General features: G+C 70.3%; 22 protein-coding genes and 4 tRNA genes. 10 read left to right on the top strand and 16 right to left on the bottom strand.

The genetic code is table 11. The features are described 5' to 3' along the window. Positions 1–77: 77 nt before the first annotated feature. The 5 genes from rplA to ACI1MP_RS22515 all read right to left on the bottom strand — a co-directional run bounded on the left by rplA (position 78) and on the right by ACI1MP_RS22515 (position 3,102). Positions 78–800 carry a 50S ribosomal protein L1 gene (rplA, locus tag ACI1MP_RS22535; RefSeq protein WP_043914633.1) on the bottom strand — a complete coding sequence of 241 codons (723 nt, stop codon included), beginning with the start codon at positions 798–800 and terminating at the stop codon, positions 78–80. 77 nt (positions 801–877) lie between these two features. Next, entirely contained in the window at positions 878–1,312 is a 435-nt protein-coding gene (gene rplK, locus ACI1MP_RS22530) for a 50S ribosomal protein L11 (protein ID WP_030457453.1), read from the bottom strand. A 167-nt stretch (positions 1,313–1,479) separates the two neighbouring features. Then, positions 1,480–2,349, bottom strand: a complete 870-nt coding sequence (gene nusG / locus ACI1MP_RS22525) for a transcription termination/antitermination protein NusG (protein ID WP_380334445.1) — start codon at positions 2,347–2,349, stop codon at positions 1,480–1,482. A 178-nt stretch (positions 2,350–2,527) separates the two neighbouring features. Further along, positions 2,528–2,887: a preprotein translocase subunit SecE gene (gene secE, locus ACI1MP_RS22520; RefSeq protein WP_083462530.1), complete on the bottom strand. Its 360-nt coding sequence runs from the start codon at positions 2,885–2,887 to the stop codon at positions 2,528–2,530. 142 nt (positions 2,888–3,029) lie between these two features. Further along, positions 3,030–3,102, bottom strand: a tRNA-Trp gene (locus tag ACI1MP_RS22515). A gap of 273 nt (positions 3,103–3,375) precedes the next feature. On the opposite strand from ACI1MP_RS22515, the gene ACI1MP_RS22510 reads away from it, so the two are divergent. Both ACI1MP_RS22510 and ACI1MP_RS22505 read left to right on the top strand, forming a co-directional pair. Beyond that, the gene (locus ACI1MP_RS22510; RefSeq protein WP_404869352.1) at positions 3,376–4,623 is read left to right on the top strand and encodes a pyridoxal phosphate-dependent aminotransferase; all 1,248 of its coding nucleotides are present in this window, start codon (positions 3,376–3,378) and stop codon (positions 4,621–4,623) included. A gap of 114 nt (positions 4,624–4,737) precedes the next feature. Beyond that, complete coding sequence (locus ACI1MP_RS22505; protein WP_380334440.1) at positions 4,738–5,793, top strand: adenosine deaminase; 1,056 nt, start codon at positions 4,738–4,740, stop codon at positions 5,791–5,793. A 25-nt stretch (positions 5,794–5,818) separates the two neighbouring features. Here the strand turns inward: ACI1MP_RS22505 and ACI1MP_RS22500 are convergent, their stop codons facing one another. The 8 genes from ACI1MP_RS22500 to ACI1MP_RS22465 form a co-directional block, all read right to left on the bottom strand. After that, positions 5,819–6,859, bottom strand: a complete 1,041-nt coding sequence (locus tag ACI1MP_RS22500; protein ID WP_404869351.1) for a UDP-N-acetylmuramate dehydrogenase — start codon at positions 6,857–6,859, stop codon at positions 5,819–5,821. Positions 6,860–6,908: 49 nt separating this feature from the next. Beyond that, positions 6,909–8,336, bottom strand: coding sequence for a DHA2 family efflux MFS transporter permease subunit (locus tag ACI1MP_RS22495; protein WP_404869350.1), 1,428 nt, complete (start codon positions 8,334–8,336; stop codon positions 6,909–6,911). Between the two features lie 81 nt (positions 8,337–8,417). Further along, positions 8,418–8,990 carry a TetR/AcrR family transcriptional regulator gene (locus ACI1MP_RS22490; protein WP_232734044.1) on the bottom strand — a complete coding sequence of 191 codons (573 nt, stop codon included), beginning with the start codon at positions 8,988–8,990 and terminating at the stop codon, positions 8,418–8,420. Between the two features lie 80 nt (positions 8,991–9,070). Beyond that, positions 9,071–9,499 carry a MaoC family dehydratase gene (locus tag ACI1MP_RS22485; RefSeq protein WP_043914642.1) on the bottom strand — a complete coding sequence of 143 codons (429 nt, stop codon included), beginning with the start codon at positions 9,497–9,499 and terminating at the stop codon, positions 9,071–9,073. Further along, on the bottom strand, positions 9,496–9,957 hold the full coding sequence (locus ACI1MP_RS22480; protein ID WP_100587149.1) for a MaoC family dehydratase N-terminal domain-containing protein: 462 nt from the start codon (positions 9,955–9,957) through the stop codon (positions 9,496–9,498). Before ACI1MP_RS22480 ends, ACI1MP_RS22485 begins: the two co-directional genes overlap by 4 nt. Before the next feature lie 93 nt (positions 9,958–10,050). Then, positions 10,051–10,215: a 50S ribosomal protein L33 gene (gene rpmG, locus ACI1MP_RS22475; protein WP_006604855.1), complete on the bottom strand. Its 165-nt coding sequence runs from the start codon at positions 10,213–10,215 to the stop codon at positions 10,051–10,053. Positions 10,216–10,297: 82 nt separating this feature from the next. Beyond that, a tRNA-Met gene (locus ACI1MP_RS22470) sits at positions 10,298–10,370 on the bottom strand. A 42-nt stretch (positions 10,371–10,412) separates the two neighbouring features. Further along, positions 10,413–10,485, bottom strand: a tRNA-Thr gene (locus ACI1MP_RS22465). A gap of 432 nt (positions 10,486–10,917) precedes the next feature. On the opposite strand from ACI1MP_RS22465, the gene ACI1MP_RS22460 reads away from it, so the two are divergent. After that, positions 10,918–12,168, top strand: coding sequence for a hydrolase (locus tag ACI1MP_RS22460; protein WP_380334429.1), 1,251 nt, complete (start codon positions 10,918–10,920; stop codon positions 12,166–12,168). Between the two features lie 78 nt (positions 12,169–12,246). Here the strand turns inward: ACI1MP_RS22460 and ACI1MP_RS22455 are convergent, their stop codons facing one another. Further along, positions 12,247–13,173, bottom strand: coding sequence for an HNH endonuclease (locus tag ACI1MP_RS22455; protein WP_404869349.1), 927 nt, complete (start codon positions 13,171–13,173; stop codon positions 12,247–12,249). Between the two features lie 303 nt (positions 13,174–13,476). Then, a tRNA-Tyr gene (locus ACI1MP_RS22450) sits at positions 13,477–13,557 on the bottom strand. A 215-nt stretch (positions 13,558–13,772) separates the two neighbouring features. Between ACI1MP_RS22450 and ACI1MP_RS22445 the strand changes: the two genes are divergently transcribed. The 3 genes from ACI1MP_RS22445 (at position 13,773) to ACI1MP_RS22435 (ending at position 18,705) form a co-directional block, all read left to right on the top strand. After that, a complete protein-coding gene (locus ACI1MP_RS22445; RefSeq protein WP_043914650.1) occupies positions 13,773–14,261 on the top strand; it encodes a YajQ family cyclic di-GMP-binding protein in 489 nt (162 codons plus the stop codon). A 302-nt stretch (positions 14,262–14,563) separates the two neighbouring features. Then, a complete protein-coding gene (locus ACI1MP_RS22440) occupies positions 14,564–14,974 on the top strand; it encodes a hypothetical protein (RefSeq protein WP_404869348.1) in 411 nt (136 codons plus the stop codon). Next, complete coding sequence (locus tag ACI1MP_RS22435; RefSeq protein ID WP_404869347.1) at positions 14,971–18,705, top strand: AAA domain-containing protein; 3,735 nt, start codon at positions 14,971–14,973, stop codon at positions 18,703–18,705. The genes ACI1MP_RS22440 and ACI1MP_RS22435 overlap by 4 nt, the downstream gene beginning before the upstream one ends. A 3-nt stretch (positions 18,706–18,708) precedes the next feature. Here ACI1MP_RS22435 and ACI1MP_RS22430 read toward each other — a convergent pair whose 3' ends face one another. Then, positions 18,709–20,043, bottom strand: coding sequence for a tyrosine-type recombinase/integrase (locus ACI1MP_RS22430; protein ID WP_404869346.1), 1,335 nt, complete (start codon positions 20,041–20,043; stop codon positions 18,709–18,711). Positions 20,044–20,644: 601 nt separating this feature from the next. Between ACI1MP_RS22430 and ACI1MP_RS22425 the strand changes: the two genes are divergently transcribed. From ACI1MP_RS22425 to ACI1MP_RS22410, 4 genes are all read left to right on the top strand, one after another. Next, positions 20,645–20,857, top strand: coding sequence for a helix-turn-helix transcriptional regulator (locus ACI1MP_RS22425; protein ID WP_404869345.1), 213 nt, complete (start codon positions 20,645–20,647; stop codon positions 20,855–20,857). 292 nt (positions 20,858–21,149) lie between these two features. After that, positions 21,150–22,364: a DUF3631 domain-containing protein gene (locus ACI1MP_RS22420; protein ID WP_404869344.1), complete on the top strand. Its 1,215-nt coding sequence runs from the start codon at positions 21,150–21,152 to the stop codon at positions 22,362–22,364. A 270-nt stretch (positions 22,365–22,634) separates the two neighbouring features. Then, positions 22,635–23,663 (top strand): DUF2637 domain-containing protein, encoded by a 1,029-nt coding sequence (locus ACI1MP_RS22415; protein ID WP_404869343.1) that lies wholly within the window; start codon positions 22,635–22,637, stop codon positions 23,661–23,663. A 70-nt stretch (positions 23,664–23,733) separates the two neighbouring features. Then, positions 23,734–24,495 carry a plasmid mobilization protein gene (locus ACI1MP_RS22410; protein ID WP_404869342.1) on the top strand — a complete coding sequence of 254 codons (762 nt, stop codon included), beginning with the start codon at positions 23,734–23,736 and terminating at the stop codon, positions 24,493–24,495. The last annotated feature ends 67 nt before the right edge of the window (positions 24,496–24,562 follow it).

The raw sequence follows: 24,562 nt of genomic DNA, 5'->3' as shown, positions 1-24,562 counted from the left end.
GCGATTCACATGTCGACAGACTTTCGGACTCTATCCGATGGCCCGGTGAGTTGACCGCGTGGGGAACTGACCTGGGGTCAGACCGCCGCCGGGTCCTCCTCGACGAGGAGGTTGCGGGTGCGGTTCGGGTCCACCTGGATGCCGGGGCCCATGGTGGTCGAGAACGCGATCTTCTTGATGTAACGGCCCTTGGCGGCGGACGGCTTGGCCCGGAGGACCTCGTCCAGCGCCGCGGCGTAGTTCTCGACCAGCTGCTCGTCCGAGAACGAGGACTTGCCGATGATCAGGTGCAGGTTCGAGTGCTTGTCGACGCGGAACTCGATCTTGCCGCCCTTGATCTCGTTGACGGCCTTGGCGACGTCCGGGGTCACGGTGCCGGTCTTCGGGTTCGGCATCAGGCCACGGGGACCGAGCACGCGGCCCAGGCGGCCGACCTTGCCCATCAGGTCCGGGGTGGCGACGACGGCGTCGAAGTCCAGACGACCCTTGGCGACCTCGTCGATCAGCTCGTCCGAGCCGACGATGTCGGCACCCGCGGCACGCGCGGCCTCGGCACGCTCACCGTTCGCGAAGACCAGGACCCGGGCGGTCTTACCGGTGCCGTGCGGGAGGATGACGGTGCTGCGGACCATCTGGTCGGCCTTGCGCGGGTCGACACCCAGACGCATGGCGACCTCGACGGTGCCGTCGAACTTGGTGGTGGAGGTCGCCTTGGCGAGGCGGACCGCCTCGAGCGGGGCGTAGATCCGGGTGCGGTCGACCTGGGCGTCCGCGGCCTTGAGAGCCTTGCTGCGCTTCACTGCTGCTCCTAGTAACTAATGGAGTTCGTGGTAGTCACGGGCCGCGCTGGCCCTACCACGGTGGACGTACGGGCTGTTCAGCCCTCGACGGTGATGCCCATCGACCGGGCGGTGCCGGCGATGATCTTCTCCGCGGCGTCCAGGTCGTTGGCGTTCAGGTCGGGCATCTTGGTGGTGGCGATCTCGCGCACCTGGGCCGAGGTCAGCTTGGCGACCTTGGTCTTGTGCGGCTCCTTGGAGCCCTTGTCGATGCCCGCGGCCTTCAGGATGAGGCGCGCAGCCGGCGGGGTCTTCGTGACGAAGGTGAAGGAACGGTCGTCGTAGACCGTGATCTCCACCGGCACGATCATGCCGCGCTGCGACTCGGTGGCCGCGTTGTACGCCTTGCAGAATTCCATGATGTTGACGCCGTGCTGGCCGAGCGCGGGGCCGACCGGCGGGGCCGGGTTGGCCGCACCGGCGTTGATCTGGAGCTTGATAAGCCCCGTGACCTTCTTCTTCTTGGGAGGCATGTCTCTCCGGGTCCTTCCGAGAGGTGAGTGCTGGTGGTACCCGGCCCCGGGGCGAAACCCGAGTGCCAGGACACACATCGGACCAGGCTAACCGCTGAGGCGGCGCTGGACCAAAACGGTGCCGGGGCGGAGGCTCTCGCCCCGCCCCGGCACCGGAGACCTGTGGGTCAGTTCTTCTGGATCTGGTCGAAGGAGAGCTCGACCGGGGTCTCCCGGCCGAAGATCTCCACCAGGCCCTTGACCTTCTTCGAGTCGGGGTTGATCTCGTTGATGGTCGCCTGCAGGGTGGCGAACGGACCGTCGGTGACGGTGACCGAGTCGCCGACCTCGAAGTCGAGCACCTGCACCTCGACCGGGCGCACCGGGGAAGCCTTGCCGGCCTCCTTGGCGGCGGCGCGCTCCACGTCGGGGGCGAGCATCTTGACGACCTCGTCCAGGGTCAGCGGGTAGGGGTCGTAGGCGTTGCCGACGAAGCCGGTGACACCGGGGGTGTTGCGCACGACGCCCCAGGACTCGGGGGTGAGGTCCATGCGCACCAGCACGTAGCCGGGGAGCTTGTTCTGCCGGATGGTCTTGCGGTCGCCGTTCTTGATCTGGACGACCTCCTCCTGCGGAACCTGGGACTCGAAGATGTAGTCCTCGACGTTCAGCGAGACGGAGCGCTGCTCCAGGTTCTGCTTCACCCGGTTCTCGTAGCCGGCGTAGGTGTGGATGACGTACCACTCGCCCGGGGCGCGGCGCAGCTGCTCACGGAACTCGGCGACGGGGTCGGACTCGACCTCCTCGGCGACGACGTCCTCGGCCTCTTCGGCCTGCTCGCCCTCGGCGGCCTCGTCGTCCACCTCGTGCACGGCCTCGACCTCGGCCGGCTCGCCCGCCTCGGCGTCGGCGACCTCGACCTCGTCCTCGTCGCCGTCCGCGCCGTCAACGATCTCCTCGGCGGCCTCGACGTCGGCAGCCTCGGCCGCGTCCAGCTCGGCGGCGACATCCGCCTCGCGGACGGTCTCGTCGGCGTCGTACAGGGGGGACTCAGACACGGTCGCTGCTTCTTTCCTGGTTGTGGAACGGATACCTCAACAGTACCGACTCAACGGTAGTCGCCCGCGGCCGTTCGCGCCGACAGCTCGACCCGGGCCGAGAGGTTCGGCCCGGGTCGGGGTGAGGTATCGGTGCGGAATCGGCGGGGATCCCGGTTTCGGTCGGCCTGATCGAGCGTCAGCCGAAGAGCCAGAAGGCTCCCTTGGCGAAGACCCAGTCGAGACCGGCGACCAGCAGCATCAGCACGATCACGAAGGTCACCACGACGGTGGTGTACTGGATCAGCTGGCTGCGGGTGGGCCAGACGACCTTGCGCAGTTCGGCGATGATCTGGCGGTAGAAGATGCCCATCCGCGCGAACAGGCCCTTCTTGGCCCGCTTGCCGGACTTCTTGCCACCCTCGCCGCCGTCGGCCTTGTTGGCACGCCGACGCTCACGCCGCGACAGCTTGCCGTCCGCGGTGGTCTCGTCCGCCGCGTCGGCCCCCTCGGGGTTGCCGCTCTCAGGCGTTGCGGTGGAGCCCGTGGTCTCCGTCACTCGTCCTCACCTGAATCCGGGTCCTGCGGAGCTACCGTGCCTGGTGCACGGGCGATCCGGCGAAAGCAGTGCTGGGCGGGGCCCTTTCCGCATCAAGCCCGCTCGCTCTTCGGAGCGAACGGGCTTGGCACGAATTGAGCTGCAGGGCACGAGGGACTCGAACCCCCAACCGCCGGTTTTGGAGACCGGTGCTCTACCAATTGAGCTAGTGCCCTTCGGAACCTTGCGGCTCCGTCGTGGCCCCCAACCTACCGTATCCACCCGGCCGTGTGGTGAACCCCGGCCGAAGGATCCGCACTTGGGAGCCGTCGAGCAGTGAGTGTACGGGTTCTTGGTCGATTGGTCGAACCTCATTTCCCGCGACCCGCGCGACGGCGTCACCCGGGCAGCGGGCGAACGTCACCCGGTCGGCAGCGGCGTACGGATGCTGGAACGCGCCGGTACGCATGGTGGAACCGCGATGCCCGACCGCTGTGCGGTCTGGGACCATGCAAGACATGAGCGCACCCACCCCCGAGAACGTCCCCCCCGCGAACCGCCGGGTCTCCGCCCGGGTCGGCGCCATCGCCGAGTCGGCCACCCTCGCCGTCGACGCCAAGGCCAAGGCCCTCAAGGCGGCCGGCCGTCCGGTGATCGGCTTCGGCGCCGGCGAGCCCGACTTCCCGACCCCCGGCTACATCGTGGACGCCGCCGTCGCGGCCTGCCAGGACCCGGCGAACCACCGCTACACCCCGGCCGGCGGTCTGCCGGAGCTGAAGGCCGCGATCGCCGCCAAGACGCTGCGCGACTCCGGCTACCAGGTGGACGCCTCGCAGGTGCTGGTGACCAACGGCGGCAAGCAGGCGATCTACAACGCCTTCGCCGCGATCCTCGACCCGGGCGACGAGGTGATCATCCCGGCCCCGTACTGGACCACCTACCCGGAGGCCGTGAAGCTGGCCGGCGGCACCCCGGTCGAGGTGATCTCGGACGAGACCACCGGCTACAAGGTCTCGGTGGCGCACCTGGAGGCCGCCCGCACCGCGAACACCAAGGTGGTGCTGTTCGTCTCGCCGTCCAACCCGACCGGCGCGGTGTACACCGAGGCCGAGGCCGAGGCGATCGGCCGCTGGGCGCTGGAGCACGGCCTGTGGGTGCTCACCGACGAGATCTACGAGCACCTGGTGTACGGCGACGCGAAGTTCACCTCGCTGCCGGCCCTGCTGCCCGAGCTCGCCGACAAGTGCATCGTGGTCAACGGCGTGGCGAAGACCTACGCGATGACCGGCTGGCGGGTGGGCTGGCTGATCGCCCCGAAGGACGTGGTGGCCGCCGCCGCCAACCTGCAGTCGCACGCCACCTCCAACGTCTCCAACGTGGCGCAGCGCGCTGCGCTGGCGGCCGTGGCCGGGGACCTGTCCGCGGTGGACGAGATGAAGACCGCGTTCGACCGCCGCCGCCGCACCATCGTGGCGATGCTGAACGAGATCGAGGGCGTTTACTGCCCCGAGCCGGAGGGCGCGTTCTACGCCTACCCGTCCGTCAAGTCGCTGCTGGGCAAGGAGATCCGCGGCAAGCGCCCGCAGACCTCCGCCGAGCTGGCCGCGCTGATCCTGGACGAGGCCGAGGTCGCGGTCGTCCCCGGCGAGGCCTTCGGCACCCCGGGCTACCTGCGGCTGTCGTACGCGCTGGGCGACGCCGACCTGGTCGAGGGCGTCAGCCGGCTGCAGAAGCTGCTGGGCGAGGCCCGCGCCTGATTCACCCGGGCCGCGGCGTGTCCCGCCGGCTCGACCGCCCCTCGCACCTCACCCCTTCGGGCGACGTGCGGGGGGCGGTTCCTGTTTCGGCGGGTTATGCGGCAGGATCGGTGAATGGATCGCCTGCGTGATGTCCGGAGCCTCCCGAAGGCTCATCTCCACCTGCACTTCACCGGTTCGATGCGCCCCGCGACGCTGCTCGAACTCGCCGACAAGCACGGCGTCCGGCTGCCGGAGGCCCTCAGTTCGGGCCACCCGCCGAAACTCCGGGCGACCGACGAACGCGGCTGGTTCCGGTTCCAGCGGCTGTACGACACCGCGCGCTCCTGCCTGCGCGACGAGGCCGACATCCGCCGGCTGGTCCGGGAGACCGCCGAGGACGAGCGCGCCGACGGCTCCCGCTGGCTGGAGATCCAGGTCGACCCGACCTCGTACGCCCCGCTGCTGGGCGGGCTCACCCCGACCCTGGAGCTGATCCTGGACGCCGTCCGGGAGGCCTCCGAGGCCACCGGGGTGGGCATCCGGGTGCTGGTCGCGGCGAACCGGATGAAGTCACCGATGGACGCCCGCACGCTGGCCCGGCTCGCCGTCCGCTACGCCGACCGGGGAGTCATCGGGTTCGGTCTGTCGAACGACGAACGGCGGGGCCTGGCACGGGACTTCGACCGGGCGTTCGCGATCGCCCGGAGCGGCGGGCTGCTGGCCGCGCCGCACGGCGGGGAGCTGGCCGGGCCGGGTTCGGTCCGCGACTGCCTGGACGACCTGGGCGCCGGCCGGATCGGCCACGGCGTGCGGGCCGCCGAGGACCCGCGGCTGCTGCAGCGGCTCGCCGACCGGCAGGTCACCTGCGAGGTCTGCCCGGCCTCGAACGTCGCGCTCGGCGTCTACGAGCGGCCCGAGGACGTCCCACTGCGCACCCTGTTCGAGGCCGGCGTGCCGCTGGCGCTGGGCGCCGACGACCCGCTGCTGTTCGGCTCCCGGCTGGCCGACCAGTACACCCTGGCCCGCGAGTCGCACGAGTTCACCGACGCCGAACTGGCCGAACTGGCCCGGCAGTCGATCCGCTCGTCGCGGGCTCCCGAGCACGTCGCCAAGGAGCTGCTGGCGGACGTCGACGCCTGGCTGGTCGAGGAGCCGGCCCTCGCCGGGGCCGAGCCGGTCCCGCTCTAACGCCTGCCGGGCGGCCGGACAGACCCTAAAGGCTGACGCCGACCATCACCGGCTCGTTGACCAGGTCCACCCCGAAGGCCGCCCGCACGCCGTCCCGCACCTCGCGGGCCAGTGCGAGCAGGTCCTCGGTGGTGGCCGAGCCGCGGTTGGTGAGGGCCAGGGTGTGCTTGGTGGAGAGGGTGGCCGGGCCGGAGCCGTGGCCCTTGCGGAAGCCCGCGTTGTCGATCAGCCAGGCCGCGGAGGTCTTGGTGCGGCCCTCGCCGGCCGGGTAGCCGGGGGCCCGCAGCTCACCCAACCGGGCGGTGAAGTCGGCGAACTGAGCGTCCGTCAGGACCGGGTTGGTGAAGAAGGAGCCCGCCGACCAGGTGTCGTGGTCGGTGGGGTCGAGCACCATGCCCTTCCCGGCCCGCAGCCGCAGCACCTCGGCGTGCGCCTCGGCGAGCTTCACCCGCTGCTCGGCCTCGACGCCGAGCGAGCGGGCCACCTCCGCGTACTTGATCGGGGAGGACAGCCCGCCCTCGTCGGCGAGCCGGAAGCGGACCCGCAGCACCACGTACCGGTCCGGGTCGGCCTTGAAGCGGCTGTGCCGGTAGGAGAAGGCGCAGTCGGCGCCCGCCAGCGTCACCGTCTCGCCCAGCAGGCGGTCGTAGGCGACCACCTCGGTGATGGTCTCGGCGACCTCCTGGCCGTACGCGCCGACGTTCTGCACCGGGGTCGCGCCCGCGGAGCCCGGGATGCCGGCCAGGAACTCGATGCCCGCCAAGCCCGCGTCGACGGTGCGGGCCACCGCGTCCGCCCAGACCTCGCCGGCCGCGAGTTCCAGCAGCGTGCCGTCCAGGGTGAAACCGGTGGTGGCGATCCGCAGGACGGTGCCGGGGAAGCCGGCGTCGGAGATCACCAGGTTGGAGCCGCCGCCGAGCACCAGCAGCGGCTCCCCCGCGCGGTCGGCCGCGCGGACCGCGGCGACCACCTCGGCGTCCGTCTCGGCCGTCACCAGCCGGCGGGCGGGGCCGCCGAGGCGCAGCGTCGTCAACGGGGCCAGCGGTGCGTCCATCTGCTCAATCACCGCCCCAGCGTAACCGCCCGCCGCACGGCGACGGCCTCGCGCGAGCGGCTCAGGCCCGGCCGGCCGGGGCGGCGGTCGGAGCGGCGTGGTCGGCGACCTTCGCGGCGGCCCGGATGCCGTGCCGCCGCGGGACGAGGGCCGCGGCCACGGCGCCGGCCGCGACCACGGCCGCGCCGACCAGCAGGGCGGGGACGACGCCGTCGGTGAAGGCGGCGGCGCTGTCGTAGCCGCCCTGCGCGGAGAACACCGCGGACAGCACGGCCACTCCGAGCGCCCCGCCGACCTCCCGCATCGCGTTGTTGGCGCCGGAGGCGATGCCCTGTTCGGCGGGCCGGACGCTGGCCATCACCAGGCCGGCGGTGGGCGCGAAGTACAGCGACATGCCGATCCCGCAGACCACCATGATCGGCACCTGCGGCCCGTACCCGGCGGAGTGGTCGATCAGCAGGGCGTACCCGGCCAGGCCGAGGGCCTGCAGGGCGAGGCCGGTGACGACCAGCGGGCGGCCGCCGATCCGGTCGATGAGCAGTCCGGCGAGCGGGGAGACCAGCAGCGGCATGCCGGTCCACGGGAGCATCCGCAGGCCGGCCTGCTCGGGGGTGTAGCCGCCGACGCCCTGGAAGTACTGGCTGATCAGGAAGATCGAGCCGAACATGCCGAGGTACATCAGCAGGCTCGCGGCGTTCACGGCGCTGAACGCCCGGCCGCGGAACAGCCGCATCGGCAGCATCGGCCGCTGCGCCCAGCGCAGCTCGTACCCGACGAAGGCGAGCAGCAGCAGGACGCCGCCGATCAGCGAGGCGAGGACGAGCGGGTCGGTCCAGCCGTCGGGGTTGCCGCGGACCAGGCCGAGGACGATGCCGAACAGGCCGGTGCTGACCAGCAGGGTGCCGGGGACGTCCAGCCGGGGGTTCTCGCCGCGGCTCTCGGCCAGCTTGGCGCGGGCGATCGGCAACAAGGCCAGGCCGACGGGGACGTTCACCCAGAAGATCCACTGCCAGGAGAAGTGCTCGGTGAGGCTGCCGCCGATCAGCGGCCCGACCGAGACGGCGAGGCCGCTGACGGCGGACCAGATGCCGAGCGCCGCACCGCGCCTGGCGGCGGGCACCGCGGCGGCCAGCAGGGTGAGGGTGAGCGGCATGGCCACCGCCGCGCCGATGCCCTGGACGGCGCGGGCGGCGATCAGCGTGCCGATGTTCGGGGCGAGCGCGGCGGCGGCCGAGCCGAGGGTGAAGACGGTCATCCCGATCAGGAACATCCGGCGGCGGCCGAACCGGTCGCCGAGGGCGGCGCCGAGCATCAGCAGCACCGCGAAGGTCAGGGTGTAGGCGCTGACCGTCCACTCCAGGTCGGCGAGGCCGCCGCCCAGGTCGGCGCGGATCGCGGGCAGTGCGGTGGTGACCACCAGGTTGTCGAGTCCGGCCATGAAACTGGCCACGCTGACGACCACCAAGGTCCAGACGGCTTGCCTGTTCACGATGGATGCCCCCCAAGGTTGTGATTGATCAATAACTTTCGTGGCCGAAAAAAGGGCGCGCCGCCACCCGGGCGGAGCGCCTCAGCAGCCCCCGGCCTGCTTGCCGTACCCCTCGAACCCGTCCCAGATCCGGTGGTCCCTCGGGTACCCCAGCCCGACCAGGGTGTTGATCAGCATGCCGTAGGCCATGAACTGGGTGGCCTCCTTGCGGCCGCCGCCGATCCGCTCCTCGATCCGCTCGAACAGCCGCAGCCAGGCCGCCCGGGCCGTCTCGCCGACCTGGACGTCGCCGGCCGACTCCGCCGCGAACACCGACACGTACATCTGCATCTGCATCATGACCTGCTCGCGGTCCTCGATCAGATCCACGTACGCGCGCGACATCGCGGCCTGCGCCGCCTCCCCCGTCAGCCCCTCCGACACCCGGTCGAAGACCCGCCAGGTCTCCTCGATGCAGTGCTCGCAGGCCGCCTCAAATATCGCCTGCTTGTTCGGGAACAGCCGGAACAGGTACGGCTGCGAGACGCCCACCCGGCGGGCGATCGCCTCCGTGGAGGTGCCCCGGTAGCCGCCCCGGGCGAACTCCACCATGGCCGCCCGGACGACGCTCTCGCGCCGCTCCTCGGCGGACATCCGGATGCTGGTCCTGGCCATGGCCTCAGATTAGTGATTGACCAATAACTTCCGCAAGGGGCCCGAAGCCCCCGGGCGCGCCGGCGCCCGGGGGGTCGGTCTCAGCCCAGTCGGACCACGGCCCGGGCCATGCCCAGTACCTTCTGGCCCTCGCTGGTCGCCACCAGGTCCACCCGGACCCGGTTGTCGTCCAGCAGCGCCGCGACCTTGCCGCTGACCTCGATCACCGCGCCGACGCCGTCGTTCGGCACGATCACCGGCTTGGTGAAGCGGACGCCGTACTCGACCACCGCGGCCGGGTCGCCGACCCAGTCGGTGACCACCCGGGCGGCCTCGGCCATGGTGAACATGCCGTGCGCGATCACGTCCGGCAGGCCGACCTCGACCGCGAACTTCTCGTTCCAGTGGATCGGGTTGAAGTCCCCCGACGCCCCCGCGTACTGGACCAGCGTGGCCCGGGTCACCGGGAACGACCGGGCCGGCAGCTCGGTGCCGACCTGGACCTCGTCAAAGCGGACCGCCACGGTCACTCCTCCCCGGCTTCGTCGGCGGCACGGGCCACCAGCGTCATGATCGACGTCACCACGTGCTCGCCACTGGCGTCGTGCACCTCGCCGCGGACCGTCAGCACGTCGTTGCCGGCCAGCGACTTGATCGCGTCGATGGAGATCGTCACCGAGAGCCGGTCCCCGGCGCGTGCCGGGCGGGAGTACACGAACTTCTGGTCGCCGTGCACCACCCGGCTGTAGTCCAGACCCAGCTCCGGGTCGTTCACCACCTGCGCCGCCGCCTGGAAGGACAGCATGAAGGGGAACGTCGGCGGGGCGATCACATCCGGGTGACCGAGCGACTTGGCCGCCTCGGCATCGGTGTACGCCGGGTTCGCGTCGCCGATCGCGGCGGCGAACTCACGGATCTTCTCGCGGCCGACCTCGTACGGCGCGGTGGGCGGGTAGGTCCGCCCGATGAACGAGGGGTCGAGCGGCATGGGCAACTCCTCCGATGGTCCGGCTGATCCGTCATGCAGAAATGACTCCAGGCCGCGCCCCATGGTGGGGTGCGGCCTGGAGTCGAGGCAAAGTCAGCGGGTCTCGCGGTGCGCCGTGTGAGAGTTGCAACGCGGGCAGTGCTTCTTCATCTCAAGACGGTCCGGGTCGTTGCGCCGGTTCTTCTTGGTGATGTAGTTCCGCTCCTTGCACTCCACGCAGGCCAGCGTGATCTTCGGGCGGACGTCAGTGGCAGCCACGGGAGTGCCTTCCTGGGACAACGAATAAGAACACAGACAAGAGTAGCCGATCGGGAGTGATCCCCCCGATCGACTACGCGGGTAGCGGTGACCGGACTTGAACCGGTGACACAGCGATTATGAGCCGCTTGCTCTACCAACTGAGCTACACCGCTTTGATGAACGAACCCCCACCGAGGTGAGGAGACTTCCACCAGAGCCCCCATGCGGAATCGAACCGCAGACCTTCTCCTTACCATGGAGACGCTCTACCGACTGAGCTATAGGGGCGAACGAGGAAGAGATTACACGGTTCCGGGCCAGAGGTGAAATCCGTATCCGCAGCCGATCTCCGCAGGTCGAAGGGGCCGCACTGACGGGCCGTCGCCCGACACCCGTTCGACCGCCGCCGCAACCGGAACCGGCCCTCCGCGACGCCCCTCCCGCCGGCCCTCGCACCAGCCCTCCTGCCGCCACTCCCGCTGGCTCTCCCCCCGCTCCTCCCCCCGCTCCTCCCCCCGCTCCTCCCCCCGCTCCTCCCTCCACTTCTCCCTCCACTTCTGCCGCACGACACGGGCGACGACCCGGGTCCGAGCGTCCCGGCCGGGCGCGCCCTAGGCTCGACCGTCAGTGACCTCTCTCGCGGGCACGCCGCAGGCCGGCTCCCCGCACACCGGGCCCCAGGGCCGCCGGGCGGTCAACCGGACTGGAGGGAACGGGCCGATGGGCGAACGCAGCGAGGGCGACCGGCCGCCGACCCCCAACCCGCTCGGACACGGGCCGGTGCTGCTGCTCACCGGCGCCCGGCTGACCGACGGCCGGGTGGTGGACGTCCGGATCAGCGGCGACCGGATCCAGGCCGTCGGCACCGTCGGCAGCCTCGGACCGCTGCCCGCCCTGCCCGGCCAACCCACCGTCACCACCGGTGCCCGCATCGACCTGTCCGGCTACCTGCTGCTGCCCGCCCCCGCCGAACCGCACGGGCACTACGACAACGCGTTCTCCGCCGCCCTGCCCGCCCCTCCCCCGGACGGGCCCGCCGACCTGGTCCGCCGGGTCACCGAAGCCGCTCTCACCTCGCTCGGCTACGGCGCCACCGCCCAACGCACCCACGTCCGGATCGGCGACGTGCACGGACTCGGGCGGCTGGAGGCCGTCCTCACGGCCCGTCAGTCCCTGCGCGGACTCGCCGAACTCCAGGCCGTCGCGATGCCCCGACTGCTCACCGGCCTGGCCGGCGCCGACGGCCGGGCCCAACTGCGCGACGCCCTCAAACTCGGCGCGGATGCGGCCGGCGGCTGCCCCGACCTCGACCCCGACCCGATCGGCTACGTCCAGACCCTGCTGTCCGCCGCCGCCGAGGCCGACTGCCCCGTCGACCTGCACACCGACGCCGCCGACCGGGCCCAGCTCGCCCGGCTGGTCGCCGCCCTGGCCCCGCACCGCCCACGGGTCACCCTCGGACCGTGCAGCGCGCTGCCGCCGGGCGGCTCCACCGTGCTCGCCAACTCCGGCATCCGAGTCGCCTGCCTCCCCCAGAACGGCGGCTGCACCGGACTCGAAGGCCCGCCGACCGGCCTGCGCCCGTCCCTGGTCCGCGAACTGGCCCACGCCCGGGTCGCCCTCACCGCCGGCGCGGGCAGCCTCCGCGACGCCGCCAACCCGGTCGGCCGCGCCGATCCCCTCGACACCGCCCGCCTGCTCGCCGCCGGCGGCGCGCTCTCCCCCGAAGCCGCCTACGACGCCGTCTCCGCCCAGGCCCGCGCCACCCTCGGCCTCCCACCCGTCCGGGTCGACGCCGGCTTCCCCGCCGAACTCCTCGCCATCCGCGGCGACAGCCTCACCGGCGCCTTCGCCGGCGGCCACTCCCGCCTCGTCGTCCACTGCGGCCGAATCGTCTCCCGCACCAGCGCCGTCCGCGAATTCGCCGACACCGTGGCCCTCGCCCTCCCCCGCCAGAACCACCCGGGCTGACGAGCCGTCCCGCGCTTGTCGGCCGGCAGGCCGCACCTGTCCCAGCCGGGGGCGCGACCGGCTTGCAGCGTGGTCGTGTCAGTTGCCGCGGTGCTGGGCCCAGTGCGCTTCCAACCAGTCGCGGCCGTGCTCAAGTGGCACGGCCGGTGCAGCGCCGTGCAGGGGCGCGTAGGTCGGGTATGCGGCCAGCTCCGGCGCCAGGTCGAGGACCAGGCTGCCGGGGTCGACCGCGATGTGTCCCAGGTCGAAGAGACGGTGGACGTCCCGGCGCAGGAGAAGGCCGCCGTTTTCATGGTGCTCGGCACTGGCGGCGTAGCTGTACAGGTGCGCAGCCTCCAGCACGCTGGCAGGGGCGGGCCCGGTGAACGCGCACACCGCGCCGTGCCGTTCCATCAACCGGGCGCGGAAGGCCGCCTGTCCGACCCGAGCACGCACGATCCGCTCGGAATGGCCACCCGTGATCGCGCGCCGGGCCTGCTCGGCGATGGTCACCGATGCGCTCACTCCTGCACCGGCGAGGGCTTCCTGGAGCCGCTCCCAGCGCATGCTGCGAATGCTGTGCTGGGTACCGGGCTTGTCGCACATCGGCCGAAGCACCGATCCGGGCAGGACGCCCGCCATGTCGACCCATGCGGCATCGTGCCGAGTGCGGTAGGTCGTGACTTCCTCCCGACGCGAGTCGGGCACGTCGAATGTGCCCCCGCACTTGCACACGTAGACCGGTCGCTTCGTCTTCCTCGGCTTGAAGCTGCCCTTCCCGCAGTTCGGAAGCGGGCAGGTGTAGCGGTCCTTCTCGGCCCGGCCGAGCTCGATGTGCTCGATCACCGACACCCCGAGCAAGGTCTTCTTGTCCCACAACGCGATCACGTCACCGACTGCTGGTCCCCCACTGTTGGGGACGGTCTCGTCCCAGCTGTAGTGCCGCGCCGGATCATCGTCGTACCCGTCGTTGCCGCTGCGCTCGCGGTTGTCGCCCACCGCCAGAACCAGCCACGCCGTCGCCACACCTGCCCCCTGTGTTCCCCGCCCCCATGGCCACACCTTGCATGGCCACCACAACCTAGCCGCCCCTTGTGACGAGGATCGTGCCGACCGGCTCGTCACCGCGCGGCTCCAGCGGCGGCCGCCCCGGAGGCGCCGAAGTTCTGGTCCGCGCCTGGTCCGTAACTGCCGGTCAGGCCCGGGATTCGGGCGGAACCGGGTGAGACGAACCGCTCAAAACGACCGTCCGACGCGATCGATGCTCGAACACAACGAAACAGCCCCCGTTCTGCGTTTCCGCAGCTCGGGGGCTGTTTCACTATCCAGTGGCGGGTGCAGGGTTCGAACCTGCGTAGCTTGCGCGACAGATTTACAGTCTGCTCCCTTTGGCCGCTCGGGCAACCCGCCAGGGATGGTGTCTTGCGGGGCGCTGCCCCGTTCGACGTCGTAAACGATACCCGATGTTGGGGGGTGGTCTGCCACTCGTTTCGTCACGTGATGATCAAGGTCGGGGCGCGAGCTGTTGCGGGCGGGGGTGCGGGGGGCTGGATAGGCTGGGGCGTCGCCCGCCGGAGGCGGGTGGCGAAGACCGTGCAGCCAGTAGTTCAAGGAGACCAACACCCATGGCCGACTCCAGTTTCGACATCGTCTCGAAGGTCGAGTGGCAGGAGGTCGACAACGCGATCAACCAGACCTCCCGCGAGATCGCCACCCGCTTCGACTTCAAGAACGTGGGCGCCGAGATCAAGCGGACCGGCGAGAAGATCGAGATGAAGGCCAACGGCGAGGAGCGGGTCCGGGCGATCCTGGACGTGCTGCAGACCAAGTTCGTGAAGCGCGGACTGTCGCTGAAGGCGCTGGACGCGGCGGAGCCGCAGCTGTCCGGCAAGGAGTACAAGATCTTCGCCGACATCAAGGAGGGCATCACCACCGAGGATGCCAAGAAGGTGGCGAAGATCATCCGCGACGAGGGCCCCAAGGGCGTCAAGGCGCAGGTGCAGGGCGACGAGCTGCGGGTCACCTCGAAGTCGCGTGACGACCTGCAGACGGTGCAGGCCCTGCTGAAGGGCAAGGACCTGGAGTTCGCGCTGCAGTTCGTCAACTACCGCTAGCAGACCCCGCTGACCTGCGGAAACGCTAGCTTTTCGGCCCGGGAGGGCACATCGAGGGCACAACGCTGGACGATGCGCGAAGTCAGAAGCGTGTCAAAGCAGCCCCCCGGTGTGCCCTCCCGAGGTACCGGCGCTCTCCGGCTCATTCAGCGCCAGCCCTACGCCCCCAGCCCGCCCGGACACCTCGGAAACCCCGCTTCCGACGGATCCCTATGTGATCAAACGGTCACGCAAAACCACCGCACGGCGTAGCCTGTCCTCGGCCTGCAGGGTGGCCTGCTGGCGCAGGATAAGGGGGCAGCGTGAGTCAGGAGCAACCGCTGTGGCGGCTGGAGGTACTCGCTGGCGGCGACACACTCCGTCAGGAACGTCTCACTCGGGATTTGCAGGACACGCTTCATCGCGCCGGCGCACCCGAGACGGCCTATCTGACTGCCGGGGCCGCACCCACAGATGACGGCCGCAAGGGTGGGGCACTTACCGAGATCACGGCTCTTGGTCTCGCAGCTGCCGCTACTCGACCCGCATCCCGTGTCCTGATCGAGTTGGTCAAGGAATGGTGTGCCAAGGACCGCCACCGGAAGGTCGAGATCAGCGACGGGGAACGGTCGCTCACCGTGACCGGGCACCCGGACGAGGCGCAGGAGCGGATCATCCGGGCCTTCCTCGACCAAGCCGACGAGCAAGGTGCCCCTGAGGGCGAGCAGGCGTGACTCGCCTGGTGCGGCGCCGCGCGTTGCTGATCGCCAACGAGAACTACGACGACGGCCGCTTCGGCCGCCTGCCCTCCACCAAGGCGGACATCTGGCACTTGGGGCAGGTGCTCGAACACCGCAGCATCGGTGCCTTCGTCTCGGTGAAGACGGTCGCCGACCTCACCGCAGACGACATGCAGTACGAGATCAGCGAGTTCCTCGAAAGCTGCGATCAGGACGAACTCGCACTCCTCTACGTCTCCGGCCACGGCACCAGGCTCTCCGCACGCGCGGGTGGAGAGTTCCACTTCGTCGCCAAGGACACCGACTACGACCGGGTCGCCGCGACCGCGGTGGGCGCGGGCTTCGTCAACGAGCGCCTGGAGTCCTGCTGGGCACGGCAGAAGGTCGTGATGATCGACTGCTGCCAGAGCGGTGGTTTCGCAGTCGGCCTGCGGACCACGGACCAGCCGAGCGCACCGGCCGCGAAGTCGGGCGCGGAATCGCCCCTGCGGAGTCACGGCGTGTACGTGCTCTCGTCCTCGCGCGTCGGTGAGGACTCCTTCGGCGGCTCCGAGACCGGTGGCGTGATCGAGCCGTCCGCCTTCACCGCGGAAGTGGTCGAAGCCCTGCGCACCGGCAAGGTCAGCAAGAGCGGGACTGGCGAGGTCTCCGTCGGCGACCTGTTCGACTACGTAGTCCGACGCATGCGCGCCAAGGGGTCGGCGCAGATCCCGGTCAAGTCCGCCCACGCCGTCGACGACCGCATGATCCTGGCCAGTTGCCCCGTCGGCAGCGCCCCGCGACTCGCACCGCTCAATCGGCGGCCTTTCTCCGAGACTCCACCGACCGAGCAGACGCCCAAGGCCGCCGCCCCGGGCCGGAGCCAACCCGGGTGGAGCGAGCTCCTCGACTACTACCGGGAATGCGTGCTGTCGGACGAGGCCGACACACCGCTCCTGTCCGTCCATGACCACGGCACCTCCTACGTCTGTCTCACCGGATCGGAGCGCCTGCTGTCGGGTGAGTTGGACGAGGACGACTGCACCGAGGTGCCGGCGGAGGCCGTGGAACTGATCGAGGCCGCTGCAGCTCAGGACGCGGACCTCTGGGCCGGCTACCCCGTTGTCCTCATCAACGGCCCCCGAACCGGAAGGAGCTGGGCAAATCCGAAGTTCGCCCCGCTGCTTGTGCGCCGAGTCGAGGTGGTGCATCACGAGGACGGCATCCGGCTCAAGCCCTACGGCCCGGTCATGCCACACCCCCGGCTGGCCGAGGAGTGGCTCGGCAAGGAGCAGGCCGCCGAGCTCTCGGAGACCTACCATCCGACCTGGCATGCGGGACAGCATGATCGGATGGCTGTGGACGTGCGCAACCTCCTGATGCAGGAGTACGAGCTGCCGTGCGTCGACGAGCCCCGCCCTGACCAACTGGCCGACCGGATCGACGTCAAGACGCCAGGCAACGGCGCTCGCAACTCCGCAGTGCTCTTCCTGGCTCCGCGCGACTCCAAGGCGACCAAGAAGCTGCTGGACGACTTCAAGAACATCGCCAGGAAGATTCCCGAGATCGGGCGCACCGCCCTCGCCGCGCTCTCACCGGTCCCGGCCGAGCGTTCGGAGCCTGACGAAGGGAACGCCCGGCCGGTCCGTCTGGTGACGCCACTGCCCTCCAACGAGGCGCAGTCGGCCGTGCTGCGGGAGGCCATGACGCGTCGACTCACCGTGGCCACCGGTCCGCCCGGTACCGGCAAGAGCCAGCTGGTAGCCAACCTCGTTGCCACGGCCCTGGCTGCCGGCGAACGGGTGCTGATCGCCTCCACCAACAACCAGGCCGTGGACGAGGTCTGGCAGCGCTGCGAGCAGCTCTCGCCCGGCAGTGTCGTCCGCACCGGTTCCACCGGGCGCGAGGTCGACTACCGGGAGATCGAAGCCACGACCCTTCGCGGGCTGTTGGAGGTCTCGGCACCGGACCGGAATCTCACGACCGCTGCGCTGGAGGTCGACGTCGCGACCGACCAGCTCTCTCGGGTACGGAAGGAGTTCGCCCAGGTGGCCCGCACCGAGCGGGCACTGCGCCAGACCGGCGAGGCACGGGAGGAGCATGCCGATCGCCTCGGCACGCCGGTCGGCGACCTGGTCGAGCTTCTCGCAGGCAGCGACCTCGACCAGTTGGCGCGCAAGGCCGCTGGCCTTTCGCGTGCCTGGTTCTTCGGTGAACGCCGCCGCAAGGGGTTGCTGCGCAGAGTCGGGATCGAGTCCGACGAACGGCCGACCACCGAGCTGTGCTCGGTCCTGTCGGACTTCGCCGCAGCCGAACAAGGCTGGCGCGGCGGGCGCGAGCGCGCACTGGCCCTGCCGGACGACGCCGTGCTGACCGAGAAGCTCGACGGCGTCGAGTTCGGGTTCCGCTCCACCAGCGGCGTTCTGCTCGACAGCGCCGTGAAGACGGCAGCCCGCGCGGGACGGCAAGCCATCATCGGACTGCTCACCGCTCGCGACGCCAACGGGAGTGACTGGCCTGCGGTCAAGTCGGTGCTGCCCTCCGTCCGGGGTTGGGCAGTGACCAGCCTCTCAGCCCGACGGTTCCCACCGGACGCCGCCCTCTTCGACCTGGTGATCGTCGACGAGGCCAGCCAATGCGCCATCCCCCACGTGCTGCCCCTGCTGTTCCGGGCCCGCCGCGCGCTGATCATCGGGGATGCCATGCAGCTGCCGCACATCGCCAAGATCGGCCCGGAGCGCGAGTCGGTGATCCGGCGCGCAAGTGGACTCCGCTCGGACTGGCTTGAGCGCCACCAGCTGGCCTATCGCCGGCACAGCGCCTTCCACGCGGCGGAGCGGGCTGCCGGGACCAGCCTGCTCCTGGACGAGCACTTCCGGTGCCATCCGGAGATCGCCGCCGTCTCCAACCGCCTCTTCTACGACGGCCGGTTGACCGTCCTCACGGATGTCCGCTCGCGCCCGTCCTTGGAGAAGCCGGCGATCTTCTGGTCGGATGTCAGGGCTACGGCCGCACGGCCGCGATCCGGGAACTCCTGGGTCAACGACGGCGAGATCGCCATGGTGGACAGCTTCGTACGGAGCCTGCTCCGTGATCTTCCTGCCGAGGCCTCCATCGGTGTCGTCACTCCCTTCAAGGCCCACGAGGAAGCGCTGCGGAACCGCCTCCGCGACCACGACCCGGCGCGGGTCCGTGTCGGCACCGTTCACACCTTCCAGGGAGGCGAGCGCGATGTCGTGATCTTCTCCCTGGTCGCGAGTGACGGAATGCACCCCGGCGCGATCGGCTGGGTGGACCGGCAGCTCAACCTGTGGAACGTTGCGATCACCCGTGCCCGCTCACACCTGATCGTCGTCGGCAATGCCGAACTCTGGCAGCAGCGCGGCGGAGTCGGCACCGCGCTCTTCCGTGCCTCAGCTTCAGCGGGGAACCAGGTCCGGGCCGACCAAGACGAGCACAACGAGTTGCTCAAGAGGTTGTACACCCATCTGTCGGCTTCTCCTGGATCGACCGTCGAGCTCGACACCATGGTGAACGGCCATCGAGCTGACGCCGTCACACGAACTGGCCAGGACATGCGGGCAGTTCTGCTCGACCTCGGGCATGCTGAGGGAGCTGACGAGGCTCGCCACCTACGTCTTATGCTCCGGCGGCGGCAGTTGCTCGACATCGAGGAGGGCAGCAGCGCCCTGCGCCTTCCCGCCTGGCGCCTCTACGACAAGCCGTCCAGCTCCATCCACACGTAATGCTCAGGTTGAACTGAGCGCCATCCCACTGCGAGGAGGGCACATCGACGGCACCGCGCTGAAAACGGCCTCGATCGCCGCCCTCGTTGTGTCCTCCTCGTCCGGCCACAGGTGCGTGTAGGTGTTGAGCGTGATCGACGGCTTGGCGTGGCCGAGCCGCTTCTGCACCGTCTTCACGCTCTCGCGGTGCTTGATCAGCACCGAGGCGTAGAAGTGCCGGAGGTCGTGCATCGTGGCGTCGTCCGGCACCTGGCGGAGCGTCGGCTCCGCGTCGGCCAGCCGGCCACGGCGCTCCCAACTCTTGAGCGCGCCCTCGTACTGCTTCCGCAGGGCCTTGTCGGCAACCCGCACGAGGGTCTCCCACACCGACGCCCAGGCCGCACGGCGGATCGCCTCACCGCGCTCGTTGGTGAAGACGAGCAGCGCCTTCCGCCGCTTCCACTTGGAGGGGCGCGGGTCGGTGCGGTCCTCGATATCGACCCGGCGAGCCGGGTACTTCTCCAGATGCGCCGCCAGCGCGTCCATCGCGGGCTTGGCCACCGGGACCGTCCGGTAGCTCTCGTGGGTCTTGGGCGGCGCAAGGTACGGCTCGCCCCGATCAGGGCCGACCACTTGTTGCTTCACCTGGACCGTGCCGCGCTTGAAGTCGATGTGCTCCAGCTCGAGTCCGAACAGCTCGCCCTGACGCAGTCCCGAGGCCGCCGCCAGTAGCAGCAGCACCCGGTACCAGCCGGGAGCAGCGTCGACCAGGGCAGCCACGACCTCGACGGCGAGCGGGACGATCTCCTTGCGCGGCGGGGGTGGCAGCTTCACCCCCTTCGTCGGGTTGAACGGGATCTGGCGGTCGAGCTCCGCTACGCGAAAGATCGCGGTCACGTAGCTGTAGTGCACCCGCAGGGTCGACGGCGCCAGGACCTTCGAGCGGTCCTTGACCCACGCCTGGATCTCCGAGGTCTTGAAGCCCGCGATGGCCCCGTCGCCGAGGATCGGGTAGATGTGCAGGCGAAGCGCCCGATCGACGCGCTCTACGGTGCTCGACCCGTGGACGGCGCTCGCGCGCCACCGCTCGCCGACCTCGCGGAACGTCTCCTTGCCGAGGGTGGGGTCGATGTAGGCCCCGCGGTTGAGGTCGTTGTCGAGGCGCGAAGCCTCTGCGTCGGCGTCGGCCCGCCGGGCGAAGTTGAGCTTGCGCTGCTCGCCGCTGGGGTCGCGGTAGCGGACCTGCCAGCGCTTGCCCTTGCCGTGGTCGGCGGTGGGGTACTTGCCCTTGTGCTCACGGCAGGGCTTGTCGGTGGGGCGGGGGTGGGTCTTGTGCCAGGTGTCGTAAACGGTCGCCATTCGGCTCCTTGTGTCGGGGTAAGGGGAATTACGGCCTTTGGCCGGCAGTCGGATGAGGTGGCGGCGGGAAGGTCTGGCCGCCGAATGGAGCGCGCAGGCAGAAGCGCTCTCAGCACCTGCTCTTGGCGGGGTGTTGGATATTGATCGAGTGGCAGCCGATTGTCAAGTGTGAGTTTCTCGTACGGCGATTTCCGTGCCCGATAGTGTCCGATCGTGCCGGATCGTCCCAGGTATTCAGCAGCGCGTTCGCCTGACGGGCAAGCGATCGTGACGCTGATCCGCAGCAAGACGCGGTCGAGCTTGCACGTGGCCTGCCGTAGAGCCGTGAAGGCTGGGCGGACCTCTGCCCTCGGAGGCGGCCGGTGAGCCGATCCGGGGCCGTTTTAGGTTGCGAGCCGGGTCGCATGGAGAATGCTTCGAACGTCGCCCCGCCGGGCAGGCCACGACTCCGCCCGGGGTCGCAGGAAGGCGGGCTGGGGTCCTTTTTAGGTTTCCGGCCGGGCCGCGCGCAGACTTCTCTCCGCACGGAAACGCACCTGCCCCTCGCGGGCCTTCGCCGACCTGCCCGAATTCCCCTTATCCCCTACCCACCGGAGACCTCTTGTCCAAGATTTCCCGTGCCGCCGCCGATCGCCGTCCGCTGGCCAGTGCCGAGGAGCTCGCTGCGTACCTCGGTGTCCCGCTGGGGACCGTCTACGCCTGGCGCCACCGCGGCCAGGGCCCGACGGCGATCAAGGTCGGCCGGCACCTGCGCTACCGCTGGACGGAGGTGGAAGCCTGGCTCGACAGCCAGAGCGCCGACCAGGCCGCCTGATCGCACCCGCCTCACCGCATCTGAGCCGAGGAGCGCTCCTGTCTGCCGTCGGCTGACTTGCCGCCGTGCGGTGGATCTTGGCTCCGCGCAGTCGTACCGTCCTCGCCGCAGCCCCAGTTCGCATCTCGAATGGCGAGGCGGCACTCCTTCCTTGCCCCCTGAGCGGTGCGGCGGTTCGCCGCCGCACCGCGGTCTGGAGTCCCCCATCACCCCCACGTCCAACCTGCCCAACCTGCCTGTTCTGGCGGCCTCGTGGCCGCCGGTTGCCCAGCCGGGCCACCCCGGCGTTCACGTGTCCGACCAGCCGCTGTCGGAGTCCATCGCTGGTGAAGAGCCGGTCACCGTCGGCAGCGAGACCGGCAACCTGCCGAGCTCCACCGCGGTTCCGGACATGCCGGAGTCGCCGGGTGCCGTGCTGCTGACTGAGTTGCACACCCACATCCGCCGGTACGCGGTCCTGCCGTCGGCGGAGGCCCTGGACGCGGTCACGCTGTGGGCTGTCGCGACGCACCTGCAGGCGGTGTGGCACCACGCGCCGCGCCTGGCGATCGTGGCTCCGGCCCGCCGGTGCGGCAAGTCCCGCCTGCTCGACGTCCTGGTCGAGACCGTCCACGACCCGCTGATAACGGTCAACACCAGCGCGGCGGCCATCTACCGCACGATCAGCGACCGGCCCCGCACCCTGCTGGTCGACGAGGTCGACACCATCTTCGGCAACCCCAGGACCGCCGAGAAGTACGAGGACATCCGTGGCCTGCTGAACGCCGGGCACCAACGCAACCGCCCGGTCACCCGGGCGGTCGGCAACGACCACCAGGCCCGGGAGTTCGAGACCTTCGCCATGGCCGCCCTTGCCGGGATCGGCGATCTGCCGGACACGATCATGGATCGGTCGATCGTGATCCGCATGCGCCGCCGTGCCGACGGCGAGGTCGTCGCGCCGCTGCGCGACCGCCGAGACGGTGTCCTCCTTCGGGAGACCCGCGCGAAGCTCTCCCTCTGGGCAGGCCAGGTAGCCGAGCAGGCTCAGGTGCTGGAGCCGGACATGCTGGTAGAGGACCGGGCCGCCGACACCTGGGAGCCCCTGATCGCGGTCGCTGACCTTGCCGGCGGCTCCTGGCCGCACCGGGCCCGCCAGGCGTGCGTGAGCATGGTCGCTGCGGAGGAGGTGATCGAGGAGGACAGCTGCGGCGGAGCGAGGATCCTCGCCGACATCCGCCGGATCTTCTTCGCCCACGGTGACCCGGAGACCCTGCCCACCACCGGCCTCCTCGCGTCGCTGAACGACGACCCGGAGGCTCCGTGGGCCGAGCACGGACGCGGCGGCCTCACCGCCCGAGCGCTCTCCGGACTGCTGAAGGACTACCAGATCTCCTCCGCCAACATCCGCCTGCCCGACGGCACCCAGCGCAAGGGCTACACCTTCAACAAGTTCGCTGACTCATGGCGCCGCTACTGCCCCAAGGTCCACCCGCTCCCGCCCCGCGCGCCCGCGACCGATGCCTGACCCCACCCGCCAGAAGCGGTAGGCCCCGTCCCCGCCGTTGCATCCCATGTCCCAAAGGCCACAGCTGGGACGGCATTCCCCTCCCGCCGTCACGCCGTCCGTATCGCCCCCGCTTGCCGCCGGGCTCGGCGTACACCGCTAGGACGGCGGGCGGGACGTCACGGCCGGCTCGACCGGCCAAGCGGGACAAGGGCCATGGACGCCCAATACGGATGCAACGGCCCACCGCCACCAACACCTCGACCGCCCCTAAGGAGGACCACCACCCACATGCCCACCACGGACCGCGCCGCCCGCACCAGCCGTGTGACCGTCTGGGACTTCGCCGCGATCGGCCTGCTCGCTGCCGTCGGCTTCGCCCTCTCCTACGACGCCCTGCGCCAGATGGCCCTCGCCATCCACATCCGCGACCAGCTCGCCTACCTGTTCCCGCTCATCGTCGACGGGTTCGTCGCCTACAGCGTCCGCGCCCTTCTGCTCCTGCGAACCGCCCCGCTCACCGCCCGCGCGTACGTGTGGCTGCTGTTCGGCACCTCCACCGCCGCCAGCATCTGGGCCAACACCCTCCACGCCGTCCGACTCAACCAGCAGGCCCTGGCCACCGCTGGACACCTGCACCTGAGCGACACGACGGTCGGCGTTCTGTCCGCCATCTCCCCGCTCGCCCTCACTGGAGCCGTCCACCTCGGCATCCACACCACCCGCCACATCCGGCCCGTCGTCCAGTCGAACGGTGAACCGGTGGCCCGCAACTCGGTCCCCGTCCCCTCTTCTGGGACCGGACGGTCTCCGGACGACGGACGATCCGACGGACCGGACCAGACCATGGAGGTCCACCAGACTGGACCGAACCGGACTGCGAACCGGACCGCCGGACCGCTGCGGCCTGCGGATGGACTGGACAAGGACCGCTGTCCGGGACCGGGCCCGGAACCGGACGGGCCATTCCGCTCAGACCGTCCGTCCGCAGGCGAGGACCTCCCATGGACAGACCCAGACCGCGCGGAGCACGCCCGGCCCGACGACACCGTGGACCAAGAAGCCGCAGGCCAAGGGCCGAGCGGAATTGCCGGACAGTCCCCGGAGCCTCGGCCCGTCGGCCGACCGGCGGGCGCGCCGTTGGAGGATCTGGCTGACATCGCCGTCCGGGCGTGGACGGACACCGGGAGGCTGAGCCGGTCCGTCGTCCGCAACGCGGTACGCGCCCAGGGCCTCACGTTGTCCGACGAACGCCTCACCGCGGTCATGAAGATGGTCCGTCCGGACGAACCGGACGACGGTCCCGCCGCCGACATCTGATCCCGGCCATTCCGCTCACCCCGGGTGCCTCGCTCGGCACCGTCCCGCGAGGCACCCGGATCCCCTCTCCGTGATCCAGACCAGGCCCCGTCCGGTCCCACCCACCGTCCCCACGCACCCCCAGGAGTCCCCTCTGACGATCCACCAGCCCGACGCCGGGCACACCGACAGCCCCGATGGCGACCTGGAAGCGCTCCTCAACTCGCCGGTTCACAAAGGCGATCCGCAACCGGCGCCCGAACTGACCGCCCCTGGCGCAGCAAGCTATCGCGTGGGACCGCCCCAGAGGCGGCCCCACGCAGGTCCCTCGCCGGTCGGCGAGGGACAGCCGGCGGCGAGTCGAGCGGGGGCGCTCGACCCGTCACCGGCAGCTCGGCACCAGGGGGTGCCGAGCGAGGTAGGGGAAGAGAGCGACCGCCTTGAGAACATCGCCCCGAGCCAGGCCACTCGCCAGCCGCGTCGCCGCCACCGTGACCCGCAGCAGCGCCCGCACCGAGTGACCGTCCGATACAACGCCGCCGAATTCGAAGAGATCCGCCGAGCCGCCGCTGCCCGCAGCCAGACTGTCGCTCGCTTCTGCGCCACCAGTACCCTCAACGACGCCCGCGGCCTGAGCGCCGGCGATCCGCAAGACTGCCTCGACCGCGCCGTCGACGAGTTGGCCGCCAGCCGCGCTCAACTGGCCCGCGTCGGCAACAACCTGAACCAGGTCGCCTTCGCCCTCAACGCCAACGGCTTCCTCCGCCCCGCCGAGCTCGCTGCGGCCCTCGACCTCGTCCGGCATGCGGTCGCCCGGGTCGACGCCACCGCAGCCGCACTCGTGGGTGGGTAGCGGGACCGCGACGACACACAGCGGCCACATCGCCGATGCAACATCCTTGCTGGCCTTGGCAGTTGGT

It is taken from the genome of Kitasatospora griseola (genome assembly GCF_044999035.1).
Lineage (GTDB): Bacteria > Actinomycetota > Actinomycetes > Streptomycetales > Streptomycetaceae > Kitasatospora > Kitasatospora griseola.
This window is presented reverse-complemented; position numbering and strand designations above follow the sequence as displayed.